The organism is Geomonas propionica, from assembly GCF_016458235.1.
GTDB lineage: Bacteria > Desulfobacterota > Desulfuromonadia > Geobacterales > Geobacteraceae > Geomonas > Geomonas propionica.
In genome coordinates this window covers 81,483-101,852 of sequence record NZ_JAEMHK010000018.1, presented here as the reverse complement: position 1 = coordinate 101,852, position 20,370 = coordinate 81,483, and the positions used below count along the sequence as shown (strand labels likewise).

At 62.0% G+C, this 20,370-nt stretch carries 15 protein-coding genes; 8 read left to right on the top strand and 7 right to left on the bottom strand.

From position 1 onward, the window contains the following. Positions 1 to 41: 41 nt before the first annotated feature. Together JFN90_RS19860 and JFN90_RS19855 are read right to left on the bottom strand one after the other, a co-directional pair. Positions 42 to 1,886: a TIGR04442 family protein gene (locus tag JFN90_RS19860; protein WP_199396862.1), complete on the bottom strand. Its 1,845-nt coding sequence runs from the start codon at positions 1,884 to 1,886 to the stop codon at positions 42 to 44. Positions 1,887 to 1,923: 37 nt separating this feature from the next. After that, the gene (locus JFN90_RS19855; RefSeq protein ID WP_199396861.1) at positions 1,924 to 2,679 is read right to left on the bottom strand and encodes a GPMC system MBL fold metallohydrolase; all 756 of its coding nucleotides are present in this window, start codon (positions 2,677 to 2,679) and stop codon (positions 1,924 to 1,926) included. Positions 2,680 to 2,841: 162 nt separating this feature from the next. Here JFN90_RS19855 and JFN90_RS19850 point away from each other — a divergent pair, with 162 nt between their 5' ends. From JFN90_RS19850 to JFN90_RS19815, 8 genes are all read left to right on the top strand, one after another. Continuing rightward, positions 2,842 to 3,858 (top strand): GPMC system family 4 glycosyltransferase, encoded by a 1,017-nt coding sequence (locus tag JFN90_RS19850; protein WP_199396860.1) that lies wholly within the window; start codon positions 2,842 to 2,844, stop codon positions 3,856 to 3,858. Between the two features lie 107 nt (positions 3,859 to 3,965). Beyond that, positions 3,966 to 5,471, top strand: coding sequence for a methylmalonyl-CoA carboxytransferase subunit 5S (locus JFN90_RS19845; protein WP_199396859.1), 1,506 nt, complete (start codon positions 3,966 to 3,968; stop codon positions 5,469 to 5,471). 28 nt (positions 5,472 to 5,499) lie between these two features. Next, a complete protein-coding gene (locus JFN90_RS19840) occupies positions 5,500 to 7,044 on the top strand; it encodes an acyl-CoA carboxylase subunit beta (protein WP_199396858.1) in 1,545 nt (514 codons plus the stop codon). A 10-nt stretch (positions 7,045 to 7,054) separates the two neighbouring features. Then, complete coding sequence (locus JFN90_RS19835) at positions 7,055 to 7,255, top strand: hypothetical protein (RefSeq protein WP_199396857.1); 201 nt, start codon at positions 7,055 to 7,057, stop codon at positions 7,253 to 7,255. 99 nt (positions 7,256 to 7,354) lie between these two features. Beyond that, positions 7,355 to 7,762, top strand: coding sequence for a biotin/lipoyl-containing protein (locus tag JFN90_RS19830; RefSeq protein WP_199396856.1), 408 nt, complete (start codon positions 7,355 to 7,357; stop codon positions 7,760 to 7,762). 55 nt (positions 7,763 to 7,817) lie between these two features. Then, on the top strand, positions 7,818 to 8,219 hold the full coding sequence (locus tag JFN90_RS19825) for a type II toxin-antitoxin system RelE/ParE family toxin (RefSeq protein WP_199396855.1): 402 nt from the start codon (positions 7,818 to 7,820) through the stop codon (positions 8,217 to 8,219). Further along, positions 8,203 to 8,505, top strand: coding sequence for a helix-turn-helix domain-containing protein (locus JFN90_RS19820; RefSeq protein WP_199396854.1), 303 nt, complete (start codon positions 8,203 to 8,205; stop codon positions 8,503 to 8,505). Before JFN90_RS19825 ends, JFN90_RS19820 begins: the two co-directional genes overlap by 17 nt. Before the next feature lie 97 nt (positions 8,506 to 8,602). Further along, entirely contained in the window at positions 8,603 to 9,067 is a 465-nt protein-coding gene (locus JFN90_RS19815; RefSeq protein ID WP_199396853.1) for a CHRD domain-containing protein, read from the top strand. A gap of 292 nt (positions 9,068 to 9,359) precedes the next feature. On the opposite strand, the gene rmuC is transcribed toward JFN90_RS19815, so the two are convergent. From rmuC to recC, 5 genes are all read right to left on the bottom strand, one after another. Beyond that, the gene (gene rmuC, locus JFN90_RS19810) at positions 9,360 to 10,682 is read right to left on the bottom strand and encodes a DNA recombination protein RmuC (protein ID WP_199396852.1); all 1,323 of its coding nucleotides are present in this window, start codon (positions 10,680 to 10,682) and stop codon (positions 9,360 to 9,362) included. Between the two features lie 3 nt (positions 10,683 to 10,685). Next, complete coding sequence (locus JFN90_RS19805) at positions 10,686 to 11,483, bottom strand: alpha/beta fold hydrolase (protein WP_199396851.1); 798 nt, start codon at positions 11,481 to 11,483, stop codon at positions 10,686 to 10,688. Between the two features lie 237 nt (positions 11,484 to 11,720). Next, on the bottom strand, positions 11,721 to 13,517 hold the full coding sequence (recD, locus tag JFN90_RS19800) for an exodeoxyribonuclease V subunit alpha (RefSeq protein ID WP_199396850.1): 1,797 nt from the start codon (positions 13,515 to 13,517) through the stop codon (positions 11,721 to 11,723). A 110-nt stretch (positions 13,518 to 13,627) separates the two neighbouring features. Continuing rightward, positions 13,628 to 16,990 (bottom strand): exodeoxyribonuclease V subunit beta, encoded by a 3,363-nt coding sequence (gene recB / locus JFN90_RS19795; protein WP_199396849.1) that lies wholly within the window; start codon positions 16,988 to 16,990, stop codon positions 13,628 to 13,630. Beyond that, entirely contained in the window at positions 16,987 to 20,211 is a 3,225-nt protein-coding gene (gene recC / locus JFN90_RS19790) for an exodeoxyribonuclease V subunit gamma (RefSeq protein WP_199396848.1), read from the bottom strand. The genes recB and recC overlap by 4 nt, the downstream gene beginning before the upstream one ends. Positions 20,212 to 20,370: the final 159 nt, after the last annotated feature.

Below are 20,370 nucleotides of genomic sequence, written 5' to 3'. Positions count from 1 at the left end.
CGTGTAGGGGCGAATAATCATTCGCCCCCTGGCCTTTGTCCTTAGTTGAACCCTTTCCTGATCTGGTACAGCTCCTCGAGGTTCAGGCCGTTAAGCTCGAAGAATTCGCGCTCGAGTTCCTCCACGTAGAAACGATCAAGACCGGAGTTTTCCAGGAAGTCCTCACGCAGCGAGGAGTTCTTCTCCATGATGATCTGCGGCAGTAGGTTGTGGATGTAGACCGCCTCCTTCTTGATGGTGAGGATGGCTTCGTGGAACAGGCGATCCGGGATGTCGCCGTCGATGAGCTTCTTGTTGAGGAGTTCCTCGGTGAGCTCCTTCTTCAGCGCGTCCTGGTCTCCCTTGGTGGCGTACTTCGAGTAGAAGTTGCGAATCCGGTCCTTGACGTGTTCGAGCAGGGTGAGGTGCAGCCGCTCGTCGCTGTCGATCCGCACCAACTGCTCCAGGAGCGCGGTGGTGGTGAGCCGGTTCTCCTCGATGAGTTTCAGCCCCGAGGCGAGGTGACTCACCTTCTTGCGGCCGTAGGTCCCCAAGTACTTGTCCTCGAAGATGCCGGAGAGGAAGAGCTTGGTGAACAGGTCGGGGGCCAGCATGTCGAAGGCGTGCTTGTTGCCAAGAAGGCTGCGGATCATCTCCTCCGAGATCCTGACGTTCTCCATGAAGGCCAGCTGGTTGATGGCCGAAGAGGTGGCGTCGTAACGGTCGAAGTAGGTGATGATGTACGAGTACCCTTCGAGGATCGAGATGTCGGCGCCGTCGCGGATCTTCTCGTCGCAGGCCTTGCTGGCGTCAAGCAGCATCTCCTCAAAGGCGTGGTCGCGGTTCTCGGCGGCCTGCTTCTTGGCGAAGAGCAGCTTCAGCATGTCCTCCGGCTCAATGGTGCTCTCGATGTGCCGCTCGGAGAGGAACATCCCCTCCAGGATCTGCCTGGTCTCGGAGATGTAGTTGCTCTCCTCCAGGTCGACCAGTTTCTTGTCCTTCTTGAGCATCTCGTCCAGCGTATAGAAGAGTGCCCCGGGGATCTTGTTGCGCACCGACAGGGTCTTCAGCCGGGTCAGGCGCGCGTTCTCCAGCTTGTTGATCTCCCCTTTGCGGTTGCAGGCGATCAGGATGTTCTTGTACTCGTCGACGATGCGCCGGTTGTCCGGGTGCTTGTACATCACATCGATACGGATTCGCTCCTGCTGATAACGGTCGATGCCGTAGCGCTCGGCGAGCATGGCCAGGGACTGGAACTCCGAGTCGGTGATCTTCTTGTTGTTGAAGTAGAGCGACTTGAAGGCCTCGCTGTACTCGCGGTGCCGGACGTTGATCAGCTTGAAGAGGAAGAGGTGGGCGTTCGGTTCGTCGACGATCTCCAGGATCTCCCGAATGATCAGGTTATCCTGCTCTTCGCCTACCGCGCCGGAGCGCTTGAGAGCTTTTCCCAGCACCCTGAGGATGCGCTCCTGCTGCTCGTGCATGGGGCAGGAAAAGTCGGCGCCGGTCAAGGCGAAGAAGTAGTTGAAGATGGCGTTGCCATCGAAGAAGATCTTGTCGTAGCTCAGGTACCCTTCGGTGCGGTCGCTGAACCTAAGGGTGCCGCTTCTGTGATCGTTGTGGGTGCCGTAGATGATGAGCCGGTTGGAGACCTCTTCCTTGGCCAGGTCGGCGATGGGTTGGTCCACGCCGAACATGTACTCGCAGAAGGACCCGCCGTTGCCCCGGTGGCTGATGCCGTTCTTGGCGATGATGAATTCGTTGCCAGGAGAGAAGAACCGGATCTCGTCGGGATCGGAGGGGTCGGTGTTGAAGAAGTAGCGGTTGTACGCCTCGCTACCCGCCGTGATGGCGTAGAACTCGATCTGGTCGTTTGCATAGCCGTGCAGCCGAATGTCTCTGAACATCAGTTCCGTCCGTTTCTCAGGTTCATTTGGTTCGTCTTCAAAGCTCGACCGTCATGCCGTCGTAGGCGAATTCAACGCCCTGGGGGAGTCGCTGACCGTCGCTGTGATGCACCTCGTGGGTGAGGTGGGTCAGTACGGTGCGGCGCGGTTTCAGCAGTTCCGACATCTTGAGCGCACCCTCAATGTTGAAATGGTTGGGGTGTGGGGAAAAGCGCAGGCCATCGATGATCATCAGGTCGAGACCCTGTAACAGGGACAGCGACTGGTCCGGTATCTCGCTGCAGTCGGTGAGGTAGGCAGCATTGTCGAAGCGGTATCCGGTGGCCAGGAAGGAACCATGCCTGATCGGCACCGGGGTCACGCGACAGCCGAACAGGTCAAAGGGAGCCGCTACGGGACAAGCCTCCAAAAGCGGCCAGTATCCCTCGGAGTGCAGCCCCTCGAAGATGTACGAGAAGTTGCTGCGCACCTGGTCAAGGGTGTCCTGGCTGGCGTAACAAGGGATCACCCTGCGGTGGATGAAATGGAAGCCGCGCAAATCATCGATGCCATGGATGTGGTCGGCGTGGGTATGGGTGAGCAGAACGGCGTCGATCTGCGGAATCCCTTCCCGCAGCGCCTGCATCCTCAAGTCGGTCGAGGTATCGACGAGGATGCGTTGGCCACGGGACTCGACCAGGATGGAGGCACGTGTTCTCTTGTCGCGCGGGTCAGAGGAACCGCAGACCTGGCAGTGGCAGCCGACCATGGGAACCCCGGTCGAAGTGCCAGAGCCGAGGATGGTAATTTTCATGTGTCGCACCTCGGAATGCGGGTAAAGTACCATGATCCTTTGAGTGAGGCAAGGGGTTTATCCCTTGCCTAGTGCGGGTTTTGCGGCTATTATCAGAGGCTGCTGCGGTCTATGCTTTCTAATGATGGCCGTTGCAAAAAACTTTAGCAGAGGTTCCCCCCCATGCGTGTCGGCATCATCGCCCCCAACTACTATCCCGCGGAAACCGGCAACGCCGTCACGGTAAGGCGCATCGAGGGCCAGCTCAGGCTTTTGGGGTGCGAGGTGCGGGTTTTCCCAGTGGGACGGCTGGCGGGCGAGCGTCTGCAAGCTGAGGTCGAGGAGTTCGCGCCGCAGTTGCTGCATGCCTTTCACGCCTATCAAGGCGGCAGGGTGGCGCACGCGCTGTCCAAGTCGCTTGGCATCCCCTACCTGATCACGCTGACCGGGACCGACATCTACCAGGCGCTTTGCGACCAGCGCGGCCTGGAGATGCACGGCGCGCTGCGCGGCGCGGCGCGGCTGGTGGCATTTCATGCCTGTGTGAAAAAACGCCTGGGAGAGCATCTCCCGAGCCTCGAAGAGCGGACCGTCCTGATTCACCAGGGGGTGGAGCTTCCGGCACAATACGCTCCGGTGGAGAAGGATGCCGGGGATGAATTCGTTTTCCTGCTTCCCGCCGGGCTGCGTCCGGTGAAGAACGTGATGTTCCCCTTGGCGCCCTTGGCCGAGCTACAGGCCCGCTATCCGCAGGTCCGGCTGGAGTTGGCCGGTCCGGTGCTGGAAAACGGCTATGCTGCGGAGGTCATGGAAGCGCTGGAGCGGTATCCGTTCGCCCGTTATCTCGGCGTGGTGGCCCACGACGCCATGGGAGAACTGTACCGGCGGGTCGACGTCGTGTTGAACACCTCCCTTACCGAAGGAGGGATGGCGAACACCATCCTGGAGGCCCTTGCCTACGCCAAGCCCGTCTTGGTGTCCGACATCGAGGGGAACCGTTCCATCATCAGGGACGGCGTTACCGGTCTGGTTTACCACAGCCCCGCCGATTTCTGCGGCAAAGCCGAACAGTTGGTGGCTGATGCTCACCTGCGTGACCGGTTAGGGAAGAACGGCAGGTGTCTGGTTGGTGACAGCTGCTGTCCCGAAAAAGAAGCCGGTGCCTACCTCGCTCTCTACCGCGACATCCTCGAAGCCTAACCCCTTGCGCGCTGCGCGCCCGCCCAACCCCCACCTTAAAATCGACATTAGCTATTGCCAATGAGTATCCTTCCCGTACACTATCCCTTCGTGGAAAGGGGGGAGATATGAACCGTATCATCGACATCACCGAGTTGGCCCTGCGCGATGCCCACCAGAGCCTGATAGCCACCCGCCTGGGCATTGACGACATGATCCCCGCCTGCGAGGACCTCGATAACGCCGGCTTCTGGTCTCTTGAGTGCTGGGGGGGCGCGACCTACGACGCCTGCATCAGGTTTCTGAACGAAGACCCCTGGGCAAGGCTGCGCACCTTCAAGTCGCTTATGCCCAAGACGCCGCTGCAGATGCTGCTGCGGGGCCAGAACCTGCTCGGCTACCGGCACTACCAGGACGAGGTGGTGGATCGCTTCGTCCAGAAGAGCGCCGAGAACGGCATCGATGTCTTTCGCCTTTTCGACGCGCTCAACGACCTGCGCAACCTGGAGCGATCGGTCAAGGCGGTCAAGAAAGCCGGCAAACACGCCCAAGGTGCCATCTCCTACACCGTAAGCCCGATCCACACCACCCAGGCCTACCTCGACCAGGCGAAACACCTGGTGGAGATGGGGTGCGACTCCATTTGCATCAAGGATATGGCGGCCCTCATCAAACCTCAGGCGGCCTACGAACTGGTACGCGGCATCAAGGAGTACTGCGGCGAGCAGACCCGAATCCAGTTGCACGTCCATGCCACCACGGGCGTCACTATGGTGAGCCTGATGAAAGCGGTCGAGGCCGGCGTGGACGGCGTCGACACGGCAGTCAGTTCCATGTCCCTCGGCCCTGGTCACAACCCGACCGAGAGCTTCATAGAGATGCTGGAGCACACTGGCAATGCCACGAAGATCGCTCTCGGCCGGATGCTGCGGGTCAAGGAGCATTTCTCAAAGATCCTGCCCCGCTACCGCGAATTCCTATCCACCGTGACCGGCGTCGAGACGGAGATCTTCAGGAGCCAGATCCCCGGCGGCATGCTCTCCAACATGGAAAGCCAGCTGAAGCAGCAGGGGGCGGCAGACCGCATGCACGAGGTGCTGGATGAAATCCCGGTGGTGCGCAAGGATACCGGCTACGTGCCGCTGGTCACTCCGACCAGCCAAATCGTGGGCACGCAGGCGGTGCTGAACACCTTGATGGGACGCTATAAGGTGCTGACTGGGGAGTTCGCCGACCTGATGCTCGGCTACTACGGCGCCGCCCCAGGTGAGCTGAACCCCGAGGTGGTGGAAATGGCCCGTCGGCACGCGAAGAAGGAGCCGATCACCGTGCGCCCCGCCGACCTCCTGGAGCCGGAATGGGACAAGCTGCGCGCGGCGGCGATGCCGCTGGAAGGATGCGACGGCAGCGATGAGGATGTGCTCACCTACGCCCTGTTCCCGCAGGTGGCGCCCAAGTTCTTCGCCAGCAGGCACGAAGGGCCGAGAAACGTTGGCAAGGACCCTGCCACCGGCGCTTCCGAAACCAACATCCCCGAGGGGCATCCCGGCAAGATCACCGGCCCCGTCACCTACACGGTCACCTTGAGCGGTCAGCAGCACAAGGTCACCGTGGCGCCGTACGGCCAGGAATAGACGCCGCACCCGCTAAAGGAGCGCGCTCATGTCGATAGAGGAAAAGGTCAAGGAGCTGAACGAGAGGAAAGAGAGGCTGAAGCTGGGGGGAGGTCGAGCCAAGATCGATCAGCAGCACGCCCAGCAGAGCCTTACCGCGCGGGAGCGCATCGAGACGCTGCTCGACAAAGACAGCTTCCAGGAAGTGGGTCTCTTCGCCAAACACCGCTGCACCAACTTCGGCATGGCGGGCAAGGAGTTCCCCGCTGAAGGTGTCGTGACCGGCGCGGGAACGGTGGGCGGTCGGCTGGTGCACCTGGCGAGTCAAGACTTCACCGTGGCGGGGGGCTCGGCTGGGGAGGTGCATAGCGACAAGATCGTCCAGTCGATGCTTTCTGCCCTGAAGACTGGCACCCCCTTCGTGTTCATGAACGATTCCGGTGGCGCCCGCATCCAGGAAGGGATCGATTCCCTCGCCGGCTACGGCAAAATCTTCTACCACAACGTGATGCTCTCCGGCGTGGTGCCCCAGATCTCGCTCATCTGCGGCCCCTGTGCCGGCGGCGCCGCCTACAGTCCGGCACTCACTGACTTCATCATCCAGACCGCCAGCGCGCGCATGTTCATCACCGGCCCCTCCGTGATCAAGGAGGCGACCGGCGAGGAGATCACGGCGGAGGCGCTCGGCGGGCCCCTGTCCCAAATGAACTACGCCGGTGTCGCACACTTCGTTGCGGAGAACGACCTGGTGGCGCTGCGCATCTGCAAGCGGCTGCTATCCTTCCTCCCGTCCAACAACCTCGAAGACCCGCCGCAACTGGAGGCGGACGACATCGTGGTACCGGACAAGACGCTGAACACCCTGGTTCCCACCGACCCGAAAAAAGGTTACGACGTGCGTCAGGTGATCACGCGTCTCGTGGACGGCGGGGACTTCCTTGAGGTCCAACCGCTCTTCGCGCCGAACATCGTGGTCGGGTTCGCCCGCATCCTGGGGCGGAGCGTCGGCGTTGTGGCCAACCAGCCCAGCGTCCTTGCCGGCGCCCTGGATATCAACGCCTCCGACAAGGGGGCGCGCTTCGTCCGTTTCTGCAATGCGTTCAACATCCCGCTGGTCACGCTGGTGGACGTCCCAGGGTTCTTGCCGGGCGTGCAGCAGGAGCAGGGTGGGATCATCCGCCACGGTGCCAAGATGCTCTTCGCCTACTCCGCCGCTACTGTTCCCAAGATCACCGTCATCATGCGCAAGGCTTATGGTGGCGCCTTCCTGGCCATGTGCGGCAAGGAGTTGGAAACCGACCGCGTCTTTGCTTGGCCCACCGCCGAGATCGCGGTGATGGGGCCGCAGGGAGCGGTCAACGTTATCTTCAGAAACGAGATCGCACAGGCCGAGGACCCGAAGAAGAGGCGACAGGAGTTGATCGAGTCCTACCAGAGTACCTTCGCCACTCCGTACGCGGCGGCGGGGAGGCGGGACGTGGACGATATCATCGAACCTGCCGAGACCAGGCGCCACTTGGCCATGACGCTCGACATCCTGCACACCAAGCGCGAGTTCCGGCCCATGAAGAAGCACGGGCTGATCCCACTGTAAGGAGGGGACCATGGAAGAAAGCGCAGAGACTCACGAGGAGATAACGCCTGAACTGCTGATGGTGATGTCGGCCTCGATAGCGGCCTACCTGGGCCGGAGCGTCCGCATCCGCAGGGCGAGGTTCGTCGACCCGATGCAGGCAAACGCCTGGGGGCAATCGAGCCGCGTGGTGCTGCAGGCATCGCATAACCTCAACGTCCGGCATTCGTAATCCTTCCCCAACACTTCCCCCCTCCCAGCCTCCCCCTCTGGGGAGAGGAGCGAGGACATTGCGCCACTACAAGAAAACGCGCAGCACAAGGAGACCACCGTGCAGCTGATCATGACCATTGACGGGAAGAAGTACCGGGTGGATGTGGAAGTCGAGGAGGGCGAAGAGGTCCGGTTGGCCGAGTCCTATCCGACCACGACGGTGCAGGCGACCCCGGCGCCGATGGCAGGCATGCCGATGGCCGCTCCCACACCGGTCACGGGCGCGCCGCCGGGAGGCGCGGCAGCCGGGTCGGATAAGATTTGCCGCAGTCCGATAGCGGGCGTGGTCTTCAAGGTGGTGGCGCAGGTGGGGCAGCACCTGGAGGTCAATGATCTCCTCGTGGTTCTCGAGGCCATGAAGATGGAGACCAACATCACCGCGCACATGTCAGGCAAGGTGGAGAAGATCCTCGTTTCCGTCGGCGAAGCCGTTCAGCCCGGGCAGGCCATCGCGGAGTTCGCGTGATGCCGACTGGTTAACCGCGCCGGCATCGACAGATGTATCACTGAGTGATATAGTGATGATGTTGAGGGTATTCAAAAACAAATGGTTCAGTCGTTGGGCTCGGCGCGAAGGAATCGCTGACGGAGTTTTGTTGGACGCAGCGAAAGAGATTGCTAGCGGCAATGTGGAAGCGGACTTGGGCGGCTACTTGTTTAAAAAGAGAATAGCTCGGGCCGGCGGAGGCAAAAGCGGAGGATACAGGACCATCGTAGGCTACAAGTCGACCTCTCCCTCACCTAAACGAATCATCTTCCTCTATGCATTCGCTAAAAACGCTAAAACCAATATTTCCGTGAAGGAGGAGGCGGCCTTGAGCCTCGTTGCCGGTTCCTTTCTTTCGGCTCCTGACAGCAAAATAGACGAGTATTTACTTAAAGGTTCAATAGTAGAGGTTAAAGCAGATGAGCGAGATTCTTGACATAGCTAACGAGATGGCTGAGGAGTTGTTCGAAGCGGGAATGATGGATGACATCACCTTCCGCGAGATCCAGGCTCTGTGCCTGCCCCGGAAAAAGCCATTCAAGCCTGAAGATATTAAAAGGATCAGGACGGCCTGCCATGTCAGCCAAGCGGTTTTTGCAGCTTTCCTCGGCATCGGAAAAAGCACGGTGCAGCAGTGGGAACAGGGCTTAAAGAAACCCAGTGGGCCGGCAGTACGTCTGTTGGATATTGTGGAGCGCAAGGGGCTTGCTGCCTTACGATGACAGCTCCGAACGCCAAAATTAAATGTATAGTTCTTTTTGAATGTAAGCGGTACAATCGGCGGTAGTGGTAGTACCAAGGCTGTAAAGGAGGCAGGCGATGAGAAAGATTAGGCTGTTACTGCTGGTGTTGGTAGCCGCGTTCTTTGCTGTCTCGACCGGCTATGCTGCGGAGCACAGCTTCAAGGCGAAAATGACCCCGAAAGAGGAAGTCGGCAAACCTGACGCCAAGTCTTCGGGCAAGGCGGAATTCAAACTCAGTAAGGACGGCAAGGAACTGATGTATAAAGTCCACGTCAAAAACCTCGTGGACGCCAGCGCGGCTCACATCCATGTCGGCAAAAAAGGCGAGAACGGCCCGCCGATCGTGGGACTCTTCAGCGGTGGCAAGAAGGGAAAATTCTCGGGCGTGCTCTCCGAGGGTAAAGTCGGAGCCAATGACTTGATGGGCGACTACAAAGGTAAATTCGACGAATTGGTCAAACTCATGAGGTCCGGCGACACCTACGTGAACGTCCACACCGATAAGTACCCGGACGGCGAGATCCGCGGACAGATTAAATAACGCAGCGGCTATCCACTGCACCATAAAGCCCGCCGGCGGTGGCCCCTTGGACTACCTGCCGACGGGCTGTTTTTGTGCCCGCAATAGCAGTTCCCCCTCCCCTTGCGGAAGGTGTATCCCGGAATCCCGAGACATGTATCTGTTGTTCACGAAGCGCAACACGTGAACGAGCGTCCTCCCCTTTGTGAAGGGGAGACAGAGGGGATTTGCCTGGGCTCGTGTAGGGCTGGCTGGTCGCCAATCTTTACATTCCACCGAGAGTTCCTAGAGGAGCCCTGCGGGAGGGGGAAGCCTAAGCCTCGTCGATCAGGACGACCTCACCCGGTTCTATGTCAGGGCCGGAAGGCAACTCCATTCCTAAAAGCCCCTTCGCCTCGTGCTCGGGCAGTTCCTCGATCCCCTGCATTTTGCGCTGGATGCGCCGTGTCCGGGTCGCGGCGGTGTCGATGCTGGAGGATGCCTCGTCCAGTTTCTTCCTGGTCTTCTCAAGAAGCGTCCCGAAAGTCATGAACTCGGTCTTGATCGCACCCAAAAGGCGCCAGACGTCGCTGCTGCGCTTCTCGATGGCGAGCGTCTTGAAGCCGAGGCTCAGCGAAGAGAGGAGGGCGGCGATGGTGGTGGGGCCGGCGACGATGACTTTGTGCTCGCGCAGGATGGTGTCGAAAAGGCCGGGCCGGCTCAACACTTGCGCGTAGCTCGCCTCATTGGCGAGGAACATGACGCCGAAGTCGGTCGTCTCGGGAGGGGCCAGGTACTTGTCGCAGATCAGCTTAGCCATCCCCTGCACGGTCTTGTCGAACTGCTTGGTTGCCTCGAGAATGGCAGCCTGGTTCCCCTGCTCCTGGGCTTCCACCAGGCGCAGGAAGTCTTCCTGGGGGAACTTGGCGTCGATTGGGAGCCAAAGCGGCTTCTCGTCCCGTCCTGGGAGCCTCACCGCGAACTCGACGCGGGCGTCGCTGCCGGGCTTGGTGGCCACGTTGGCGCCATATTGGTCCGGGGTGAGGATCTGCTCCAGGAGGTTGTGTAGCTGCACCTCGCCGAGGGTGCCGCGGGTCTTGATGTTGGAGAGGACCTTCTTTAGGTCGCCAACGCCGGATGCCAGCGACTGCATCTCGCCCAGCCCCTTGTGTACCTGCTCCAGCTGCCCGCTCACTTGTTTGAAAGATTCCCCCAGCCGCTTCTCCAAGGTTTCGTGCAGCTTCTCGTCAACCGTGGCTCGCATCTGCTCGAGCTTCTTGGAGTTATCCTCCTGCAGCCACTTGAGCCGTACTTCAACCGTCTCGCGCAGCTTGTCGAGGCGCTGTTCGTTGCTGGCGGTGAGGTTGGCGAGCTGCTGCGTGAACCCCTCCATCTGGCCTTTCTGCAGCGACGCGATATCCACCATCCTCTTTTGCACGGCTTCCCCGAAGTTGCGCAGGTTCCCCCCCAACTCCTCGCGGTTGCGACGCAACTCATCCTGCAGGGTCCGCTCCAGCCGCTCCAGCCCTTTTTCAAGCTGATCGAAGCGTGCCTCGGAGGAGGAATGCCGCTTCAGGTTCAGGTAGCACAAAAGCGTGACCACCAACGTGGCGGCGAGAAGCAGCAGGGTGATCAATTGCGTGACGTCAGCGCTCATGAGTTACTCCGGCAGCGATTTCAGGAACTCGATCATGGTCTCATTGAAGATCGCAGGCTGCTCCATGTTGAGCATGTGCCCGGCTTTTTCGATCACCTTACTCCGGCAACCGGAGAGGCCATCGATGAGCACCTGGGCTACTTCCAGGGGGGCGGCGCGGTCTTCAGCGCCGGCCAAGACCAGCGAGGGGAGCTGGAAAGAGGTGAGTTCCTCCACGTAATCTTTTCTGTCCCTCATGGCCAAAAGTCCCCCCGCCAGCCCCTGGGGGGCGGCGCTGCGCATCCAGGAGGTGACCAGGGCGATTAATGCGGGATTGCGCTCAGCCGTTTCGGTCGCAAAAAGAAGTTCCGCGAAGATCTTGATGACGGGGTTTGCGCCCAGCCGCTCGGCCTCGGCGGCCATGGCACTCCTGCGCGCGCGCCCCGCCTCGTCATCTGCGTTGGCGCGGGTGGCGATGAAACATGCGGCACGGACTCGCTCCGCGTAGCGCTCCATGAGGTTCAACAAGACGTAGCCGCCCATGGACATGCCGCCTACCACCGCCTTGTCGATTTTTAACGAGTCCAGCAAGGCGATGATGTCGTCGGCAAAGACGTCCATGCTGTAGCCACCTGCGGGGGCGTCGCTGGCGCCGAAGCCGCGCAAGTCAGGTGCGATGACGCGGTAGCCGGCGTCGGCCAGCGGCTTAAGTTGCGGTTGCCACATTTGGCGGTTGAGAGGGAAGCCGTGGATGAGGATGACGGCGGGACCGGTGCCTAGGTCATCGTAGGCAAGATTTATATCTTTAACATTGAGATTCATGGTTGCTCCTTAGGTGGATGGATGATGTCGGAACTGTCGGATAAAAGGCGCACCGAGTTCTTCTTCGCTTGTTCCAGCTTCCCCCTTTCGCAAAGGGGGATTGAGGGAGATTTAAGCTCCGTTGCGAACCAAGATGCAGTGGCTATCTTGGCGAAATCCCCCCTGTCCCCCCTTCGCAAAGGGGGGGACGTGAGGGCCAGTGCAGAGCTTCGTGGTCAACTGTATTCGATTTTGAAATCAACGTCGCCACAGCCTTTCGCGTAAGCCGGATCGCCTTTCGACCCGCCGGCCTATTGCTGTCTCAAACAACTCTGTCGTGCACAGCATCTCAACAGATTTTTTCGCTCGTGTTATTGCCGTATAAACCAGCTCCCGCGTCAGCACCGGGTTGTCGCGGTCGGGGAGGACAAGGAGGACCTTCTCGAACTCGGATCCCTGGCTCTTGTGCACGGTCATGGCGAAGGCGCACTCGTACTCGGGGAGCCGGAGCGGCAACACTTTTCTCATACCGCCGGAGCCGGAGGGGAAGAAGGCACGCAGCTCGCCACCGTTCTCGGCGTCTGGCAGGATCAGGCCGACGTCACCGTTGAACAGCCCCAAGTTGTAATCGTTCCTGGTGATGATCACCGGCTCGCCGGCGTAGCAACGGCCGTGCGGATTGATCAGCCCGGCCTGCGCCAGCCGCTGCCGCACCAGCAGGTTAAGCGCCTCGACGCCGTACGGGCCGCTGCGCATGGCGCAGAGGATGCGGAACCTGCTGAACTCCGCGAACGCTTCCTCGGGCGTTTCTGTACGCAGGTAGGCACCATAGCCGTCTGTGATGCGCTTGGCGAGGGCCTCGGCCAGCCCGGCTGCGGGCGGTAGGGAGGCCAGCGCGACGTCGGCAAGGGCAGGATCGAGACAGGCAGCCAAGGTTCCTTGGGCATCCCCCGCATTGACCAGGGTTGCGACCTTGCCTATGCCTCCCGAGGACAAGAAGCGGTAACTCTTGCGCAGCAGCACGACGGCGTCACCAAGCGGCCCGATCCCGGGCTGGACTTCAACGGCGTCCCCGGCCACGTCGGCGGCGAGTTCCGCGAATTCGGCGGAGAAGCCGTGCGCCCCGCCGGTGTCGCACATGTCGCCCAGAACGGCCCCGGCTTCCACGGAGGCAAGCTGGTCGCGGTCGCCCAGGAGGATCAGGCGGGTATCCTGGCGCAACGCGCAGACGAGCTTCGCCATGAGCGGCAGGGAAACCATGGAGGCCTCGTCCACGATGATGACGTCATAGGGGAGCGGGTTGTCGCTGTTGTGCCGGAAGCCGCTGGAACCTTTCAGGTATCCGAGTAGCCGGTGCAGGGTGAAGACTTCCTCCGGGATCAGTTCCCGGACCCCGGGATCGGCCTTGTCGAGCCCGCCCGAGATGGATTCCTTCAAGCGAGCCGCGGCCTTGCCGGTGGGGGCGGCCAGGGCGATGCGGAGGGCGCTGCCGGCTCCGATGGCGCCGGCCTGTTCCAGCAGCAGCGAGAGCACCTTGACCACCGTCGTGGTCTTGCCGGTTCCGGGGCCGCCGGAGATGACGCAGAAGCGCCTGGTGACGGCGGCGAGGGCGGCGATGCGCTGCCAGTCGGTCTCGCCCGGCGTGGGCGGGAACAGGCGCGCGAGGCCCTGCCGCAGTTGTTCCCGGTCAAACGGCGCCGGTTCGCCCCGGTTCAGGATCGCCTCGGCCAACTCGTTCTCGTAGCGCCAGTAGCGCTGCAGGTAGAGGCGGCCCGTGGCATCCAGGATGAGAGGTTTGAATTCACCGGGGGCGCCGACTGCGGGCGAGGCCTTCAGTCGTTCGCACCAAGTTGCCGTCGATTCGAGGCGGAATCCCGCGGCATGCCCTTCTTCCAAGGCTGTATCCAGGTCCAGGCAGACGTCGCCCGCTGTCACCCCACGGCTCAAGAGCGCGGCGGCCGCCTCGACGTGCTGGTCGCGGCTCCCCGCCAGGCGGCAGATGAAGGCGGCGAACTGCCGGTCTATGTCGTTGAGCTGAATCCCTTCGGGAGTCATGGCACCACCTAAAAGCGTTTAACAGGGATAAAAGGGATACAAGGGATAAAGCCACAAACCTTACTGCACACCGGAAGGGTTGTCCCCTTCATCCCCGTTGGTTTCGATGCTCAGTACAAATCAAGACTCAACTGCCCCTCTACCACATCCTTCTTGGGCTTTTTGCCCGCTCCACCCGGCTTGGGCTTATTTGCTTGATCCTGGGTGTGGGAGGAGCGCACCGATTCCGGCAGCAGCACAGCGGCCAATTCGGCGATGAACTCCTTGGGCGGCCTGTCGGCAAAGACGCCGTTGCCGGTGCCATCGATGCCACGCAGGAACAGGTAGAAGATCCCGCCGAAATGCCGGTCGTAGTCGTAATCAGCGATGCGCAGCCTCAGGAAGTTGTCGAGGGCCACGGTGTAGAGGAGGTACTGCAGCGGGTAGAAGTTGTCCTCCATCTCCCGTTTCAAGGCGGCTGGCCCATAATCCCCAGCACTGTTGCCGAGGTGGTTGGACTTCCAGTCCACGATGTAGTAGCGACCGTCCCGCTCGAACACGAGGTCGATGAAGCCGAGCAGCATCCCCTGCACCGGCGAGAAGGAAAGACGGCTGAACAGGTCGGCCATGTCCACAGGGAACCCGGCCGCCGCGCCTTTTTTATTCATGAAGCACGTGACCGCTTCCTTGAGCCCTTCGGAGGTGACCTGGGCCAATGGGAAGAAGAATTCCAGCTCGGTCAGACGCCGCTCCATGGTCACTTGGGCCAGGGTGATCCCCTGCTCCCCCAGCGGCGCCTGCAAAACATTTTGCACCATGTCGCACACGGCCCCGCTCCATTCGGCGGAGAAACCATGCTTGTCCAACTGCTCCTCGACCAGGGGCGCCAGCTGCTGCCCCGCCTGCGTGAAGTCGAGGTCCTCGAAGATCTTGTGCAGGAAGATGCCGGCCTTGGCCCCCTTGGCGAAGGCGAAGATGCCGGTCGGATCGACGTCGCGCAGCGGGCTTTCCTCGACCGGACTTGCTTCGTCGCGATCGGGAAGTTCGGCGGTGTGGTGCCGGCGGCTGGAAAGGGAGGTGAAGCTCGCCACGCGCCAGTCGCGCTGGATGATCCCCTGGAACTCTTCCGGGTTCAGTTCGGGCACTTCGGCATCCCGCGCCAGATACTGCTCCAGATCGGCCGGTGGCATGGTAAGGAGTTCGATGGCCCCGGAGGAAGTATCGGCCAGGGCCGCCAGCTGCTGCCGGATTTCGTCGTCGCTCAGCGCCACCTGTCCCTTGCTCGTTGCCTGGTCCGGGTGCAGCAGGTAGTGCAGCGCGCTGTCGCCCGCGTCCTTGAAGGCGCCCCAGATGAGGTACGTGCGGTGCTTGCCACGCGTCAGGGCGACGTAAAGGAGCCGCAGGCTTTCGGCCAGTGCTTCCTGCGCAGCCACTTCCCTGTTGGCCTCGATCTCGTCGGAGCCGACGTCAAGTACCACCTTGCCGTCTTCGCCGTGGAAGAGGACTCCCTCGTCTTTTCCGCTGTACTCGGCCCAGCAGAAGGGGAGGAAGACGATCGGGTATTCCAGGCCCTTGCTCTTGTGGATCGTTACGAGCTGCACCGCGGCCTCGTCGGTCTCCAGCCGGATCTCGTACTCCTCTTTCTTCGGCTCCTCGGCTATGCGGCAGGCGAGCCAGGCGATGACCCCCTCCATGCCAAGACGCTCCTTCACCTGGGCCTGGTGGATGGTCTCGATGGCGTGCAGCACATTGGTAAGTCGCCGCTCCCCCATCGGTTCGCCGAGGAGGCGCTCCCGCACCTTGCGCCGTTCCATAAACTGCAGCGCCATGGACATGCAGCTGCCGGTATTCCAGGTGTCGTGATAGCCCCGGAATTCCTCTAGAATCTCCTCCCAGCCTTTCTCGTCTTCCATGAGCTGTGCGAGTTCCGCCCCGCTCACCCCGGCAAGATCGGTGGCAAGGGCGCCGCGCAGCAGCGACTCGTGCCCCGGCTGGGCCACCGCGGAAAGGAGCCTCAGGAGTTCCGCCGCTTCGTCCGACTCGAAGAGGTTCCCGGCGCTGCAAAGCACACTTGGGATGCCCCTGCGCGTCAAGGCGCGCTGCATCAGTTTCGCCTGACGGTTCGAGCGCACTAGCACCGCGACGTCCTGCGGCTGGACCGGGCGCTGCACCCAGCGCTCTTCCTCCGCCTCCTGCTTCAGCTGTTCGATGGCCAGTTTCCCCGCCGCACCGTCGCGCAACAGCCGCGCTATTTCCGAGGCCACCGTTTCCGGGAGCTCATCCCAGGCGTCCCCCTTGTTGATCGGCTTGCCCGCGTCCTTGCGCGGCGCGAGCCAGAACTTGAGCGGCGCTTTTCTCTCTCCCGTCTCGACGAGCCTGCTGTGCTCCTTCGGAGCCGCTTCCACCTTGGTGAAGCCGATCTGCGGGTACAGAAACGGCAGGTCGCGCGAGGCGAACAGGGTGTTCACCGCCTCGATCAATCCCGCTTCCGAGCGGAAGTTCTGCAGCAGGGTGTGGCACTGTTTTGTTGCCTCGGCAGCACCCATATAGGCGAAGATGTCGGCGCCGCGGAAGCTGTAGATGGCCTGCTTGGGATCCCCGATGAGGAAAAAGGGCGCGTCATGACCGACGGGGTAGATGGCGTCGAAGATGGCGAACTGGACCGGGTCGGTGTCCTGGAACTCGTCAATTAGAGCGGCTTGGTAGCGCTCGCGGATCAGGCGCGGCAACGTGGAGCCGCTGCGGGTGAGGGCGGCGTGCAGGTCAACCAGCAGGTCGTCGAAAGAGCGCACGTTCTTCAGCCGCTTGCGCTTGGGAAGTTCTGCGCGCAGGTAATCGCAGAAGCCGCGCTTGAGCCCCAGCAGCCAGTCTTCGATATCGGTGGTGTCGGAGGGCGGGTCCGGGATGATGCTGGCGCTGGGGTCGCTGCAGGCCCTTTGCGCGAGCTTGAGCAGCGATTCCGGCGTGATACGGGCGGCGTCGGCGGCCGCGATTCGCTCCGTCGGTGCGCCGTAGCAGTTGATGCGCCAGTAGTCCTGGGCGATCTCCATCAGGATCCGACCCTGGTCAGTGACGAGTTCGGTATCGCAGAGCGAGCCGCTTTCGAACGGGTTGTCCTGCAGCATTCTCTGGCAGAAACCGTGGATGGTGAAGATGGCGGCCTCGTCGAAGCTCCTGATCGCGCTGGCGAGGAGACGCCGGGCCTCGGCGTGATCGGTGGTTCTCTGCAGCAGACCGGCGACCAGGAAATCCTCGCTCGTGCCGGCGTCGAATCCAGCCTCGGCTTCCTTCAGCTTCTTGCGGACGCGTTCCTTGAGCTCCTTGGTGGCGGCCTCGGTGAACGTCACCACGAGGATGCGCGACACGTCAAGCTTCTGCTCGAGCACCAGACGCAGGTACACCCCGGCGATGGTGAAGGTCTTGCCGGTGCCGGCACTCGCTTCAATCAGGTTGCGCCCGGCAAGCGGGGTATGTTGGAGGTCGAATCGTTTCATTTCTTTTTAGAGGCGGTCTTGGCAGTCTGGTGGTCCAGAAGCGGCCCCCATACCTCGAGTGCTAAGTCCGCGAATTCCTGATCCAGCGGTCCTTCTTCGCCGAAACAGCGGCGGCAATGATCGTCTTCTCCCTCGCCCTTGGAGAACTCGCTGCCGCGCCACTTGCCCATAGCGTCGGAAAAGGCCTTGGCCGCCTTCTTCGGGTCACGCGATTTCTTGGCGTACTCGAGTGATGTTTCAGGGAAGAACTTGAGCGGATGGGTCATGCCATTGCGGTACAGCTCCAGCAAGCGGTCCAGGTGCTCCACGCACTGCTCGATGGGGGGGAGGTGGATGGTCGAATCCGCCGCCACGAAGCTGCTATGCAACGGATATCCCTCGGCCTTGGCACAGTTCAGCGCCAGGTGTTCGACCCAGAGCCGCAACTGGTCCTTCGCTTTCAGCTTGGTGTAGCGATAGCGGACCAGCCGCTCCGCCCGCACTTTCTCGATGCGTCCGAGCAGCCGGCCACCGGGAAGTTTCAGGTCCAGGTCCAGAGGGGGGAGCTCTGCGCCCCCGGCCACTTCCTGGACCTTGGCGGCAAACTCGATAGCCGGCTCCCCGAGCTTGCGGTAAAGCGCGGAGCCGCAGACCCCGGGCGGGAGGTCGCCGCGCGCACAGGCTACGGCGTACGGAATGTCCAGGTCTTCCCCCTGCAAGAGGGCGTCAACCATTTCCTGCTCCAACTGGTACTTGGTGAGGCTCGGTAACGCGAACGCCTCCGTTTCCTCCAGCGGCTCCACCCCTTGTTCGATTTTGATCCCCAGCCGGCGCCGCAGGAGCTCCTTGGCCGGGTTGCACAGGAAATCGATCAACGCCTTCAGCGTGACGGTGCTTCCCTCCTCCCACGGCGGCAGCGGCGCTGCCAGGAAAGGCGGTGGGGGAGCCGGGGGGGACAGCTTCGCGACGGCGCCGGCGCAGTTATGCCGGGAGTAGCTGAAAAGGCCGGGCGAGCCGGTGAAATACTTCTGACTGAAGGGCTGCAGTGGGTGCTTTTGCACCTGTCCGGCGGGCTTTCCTTCCGGCGTCACGAAGCACCTCTCGAGGTAGTCCAAGAGTTCGCTGACGAGGACGCTCGGGGGCAGCTCCGCGTTGTCCTTGATGCTTTGCCCCACGTAGCTTATGTGCAGCCGCTTGCGGGTGGAGAGGAGCGCCTCGAGGAACAGGTAGCGGTCCTCGTCGCGCGGGGAGCGATCGCCCGGACGGCGGTCCGCGGTCATGAGGTCGAACCCTTGCGCGGGGTTGCGGCGCGGGAACTGCCCTTCGTCCATGCCGATCAAGGCAACCACCGGAAATGGGATGCTGCGCATCGGGAGCATGGCGCAGAAGGTGACCCCGCCGGTCAGGAAGCCCAAGCCGCGCTCGGAGCTCCCCAATTGCTGCTCGACCCAGTAGCGCACAGCCTCGATCCCGACCTCTCCCTGGAAACCAGCCTCGGTGCCGCACTCCCCGAGCTTCTTTGCAATTTCGATCAGTGAAATGACCTCTCGCTCCCCGTCCTGGTCCGGCAGGATAAAGTCATCGAGGAGCCGGCGCAAGACCGGCACCCAGTCTGCCGGGGTCCTGGTGCGGGAGAGCGCCTTGGTGTCGGCGAAGAGCTTTTCACAGAAGGTTAGGAAGCGCCCGAACACCAGCGCCACGCCCCCTTCCATGTCGTCGAAGGGAAGGATGTCGTTGTAGAAGGAGCGTCCGTCGCCGTTCATGGCGTAGCCTAGCAGCAACCGGTCCAGGCCGGCAGCCCAGGAGTTCTCGTGGAAGGGTGGAACCCCGTGCTCGGCGCGCTGGGCGGCGTCGATGCCCCACCTGACGTTGGCTTCCCGGAGCCAGTCGCGCACCGTTTCCAGGTCGTCTTCGCTCAGGCCGAAGCGGCGCGCGACCGGGGGAGATTCGAGGATGTCCAGCACCGTTGCGACCCCATAGCGGCCGCCGCAGAGGCCGAGGATGGCAAGGAGCGCCTGCGCCGCCTCCCCCTCGTTTTTGAGGCTGCGGTCCGCGATGGAATAGGGGATGCGCTCGGCGCCGGGTTCCGGATTGCCGAACACCGCGGAAATATAGGGGGCATAGCTTTCGATGTCCGGGGTCATCACCAGCACGTCGCGCGGCGACAGTGACGGATCGGCGTCGAAGATCGACAGCAGAGTGTCGTAGAGAACCTCGACTTCCCGCATGGGGGAGTGGCAGGAGTGTACTTTCAGGGAGAGGTCGCCGGGCTGAACCTGGCGCACACCGCTTTCGGCACCGCGCAGCTCCACTATGTCCGCCTGGACCTCATGCAGCAGCGAGCCCTGCGGCAGTCCGCCGAAGCTGTCGTGCCTGTCGTGCTCGCCACAGCCGTCGATGATGGCGTTGAAGAAGTCCCGCCCGAGCTTGCCCCAGGATGCCAGCAGCGGGTTCCCCGTCTCGTACCACTGCGGCTCGCCTTCCCCTTGCTTCTCAAGCCGGGCCAGTTCGCGCTCGGAAACGATCTCTCCCCAGTACTGGCGGCATGGGTTCAAAAGGAACAGGTTCACCTCCGCGTGCTGCGCCATGCGCGACAGGACTTCGAGGTGGAAGGGGGGGAGGGACGGGATGCCGATTACTGAGACGCGTCGCGTGGCCGGAACCCGGCCGCAATCGAGGGCTTCACGGAAGTCTTGCAGCAGGCGGGCGCGGTGCTTCTGTGTCACCCCGTCGGTGAGGGAACGCCAGAGCTGTGCCTGCCAGTGTTCCTCTTTCCCCTGTTCCCACTCCCGGACTTTTTGATCGCGGTAGACGGTGTAGCGGTCGAAGGTGTCGGCGATGCGCTGGGCTAGCTGCATCCGCTTCAGCCCGTCGGCGTCGTCCTGGAGGTAGCTGGCGATCTCCTCGAAACCCGGCTTCCCCGCCGACTGTTGCAGCAGCCCCAGAATCCGCCACGTCATCACCTCGGGCGTGAACAGCGTCGCCTCGCTCTGGGCATCGGGGAGCACTGCGGCGAAGGCACCTTCGACAAAGCGGTTCGGAAACAGGAACTCCCCGTTCGCCCAGACGCCGATGCGGGCGGCCAGTTCCATGGCAAGCCAGCGTTGCATCCCCTTGCTCTGCACCACGATCAGTTCCTTCTCGAACGGGTTGCAAGGAGCGCGACGCGGCGCACGCACCACCTTTTCCAGGCGGTCCACCAGGTGTTCCATCAGGTTGCTGGTGTGGATGTACAGCGGCATCGGTCCTCGTGGTGCGGGGGCGTGCGGGGATTTCCGGGGGGAGGTGGACCCGCCCCCGCGGATGGCAAAACATAGCATATCCTCCCGCGGCTGTCTCTGTGAAAAGAGGCTCTTCGGCCGGGCCGCCCCCCGTTGCAGGTGCTTGCATTGCGCGTCGCT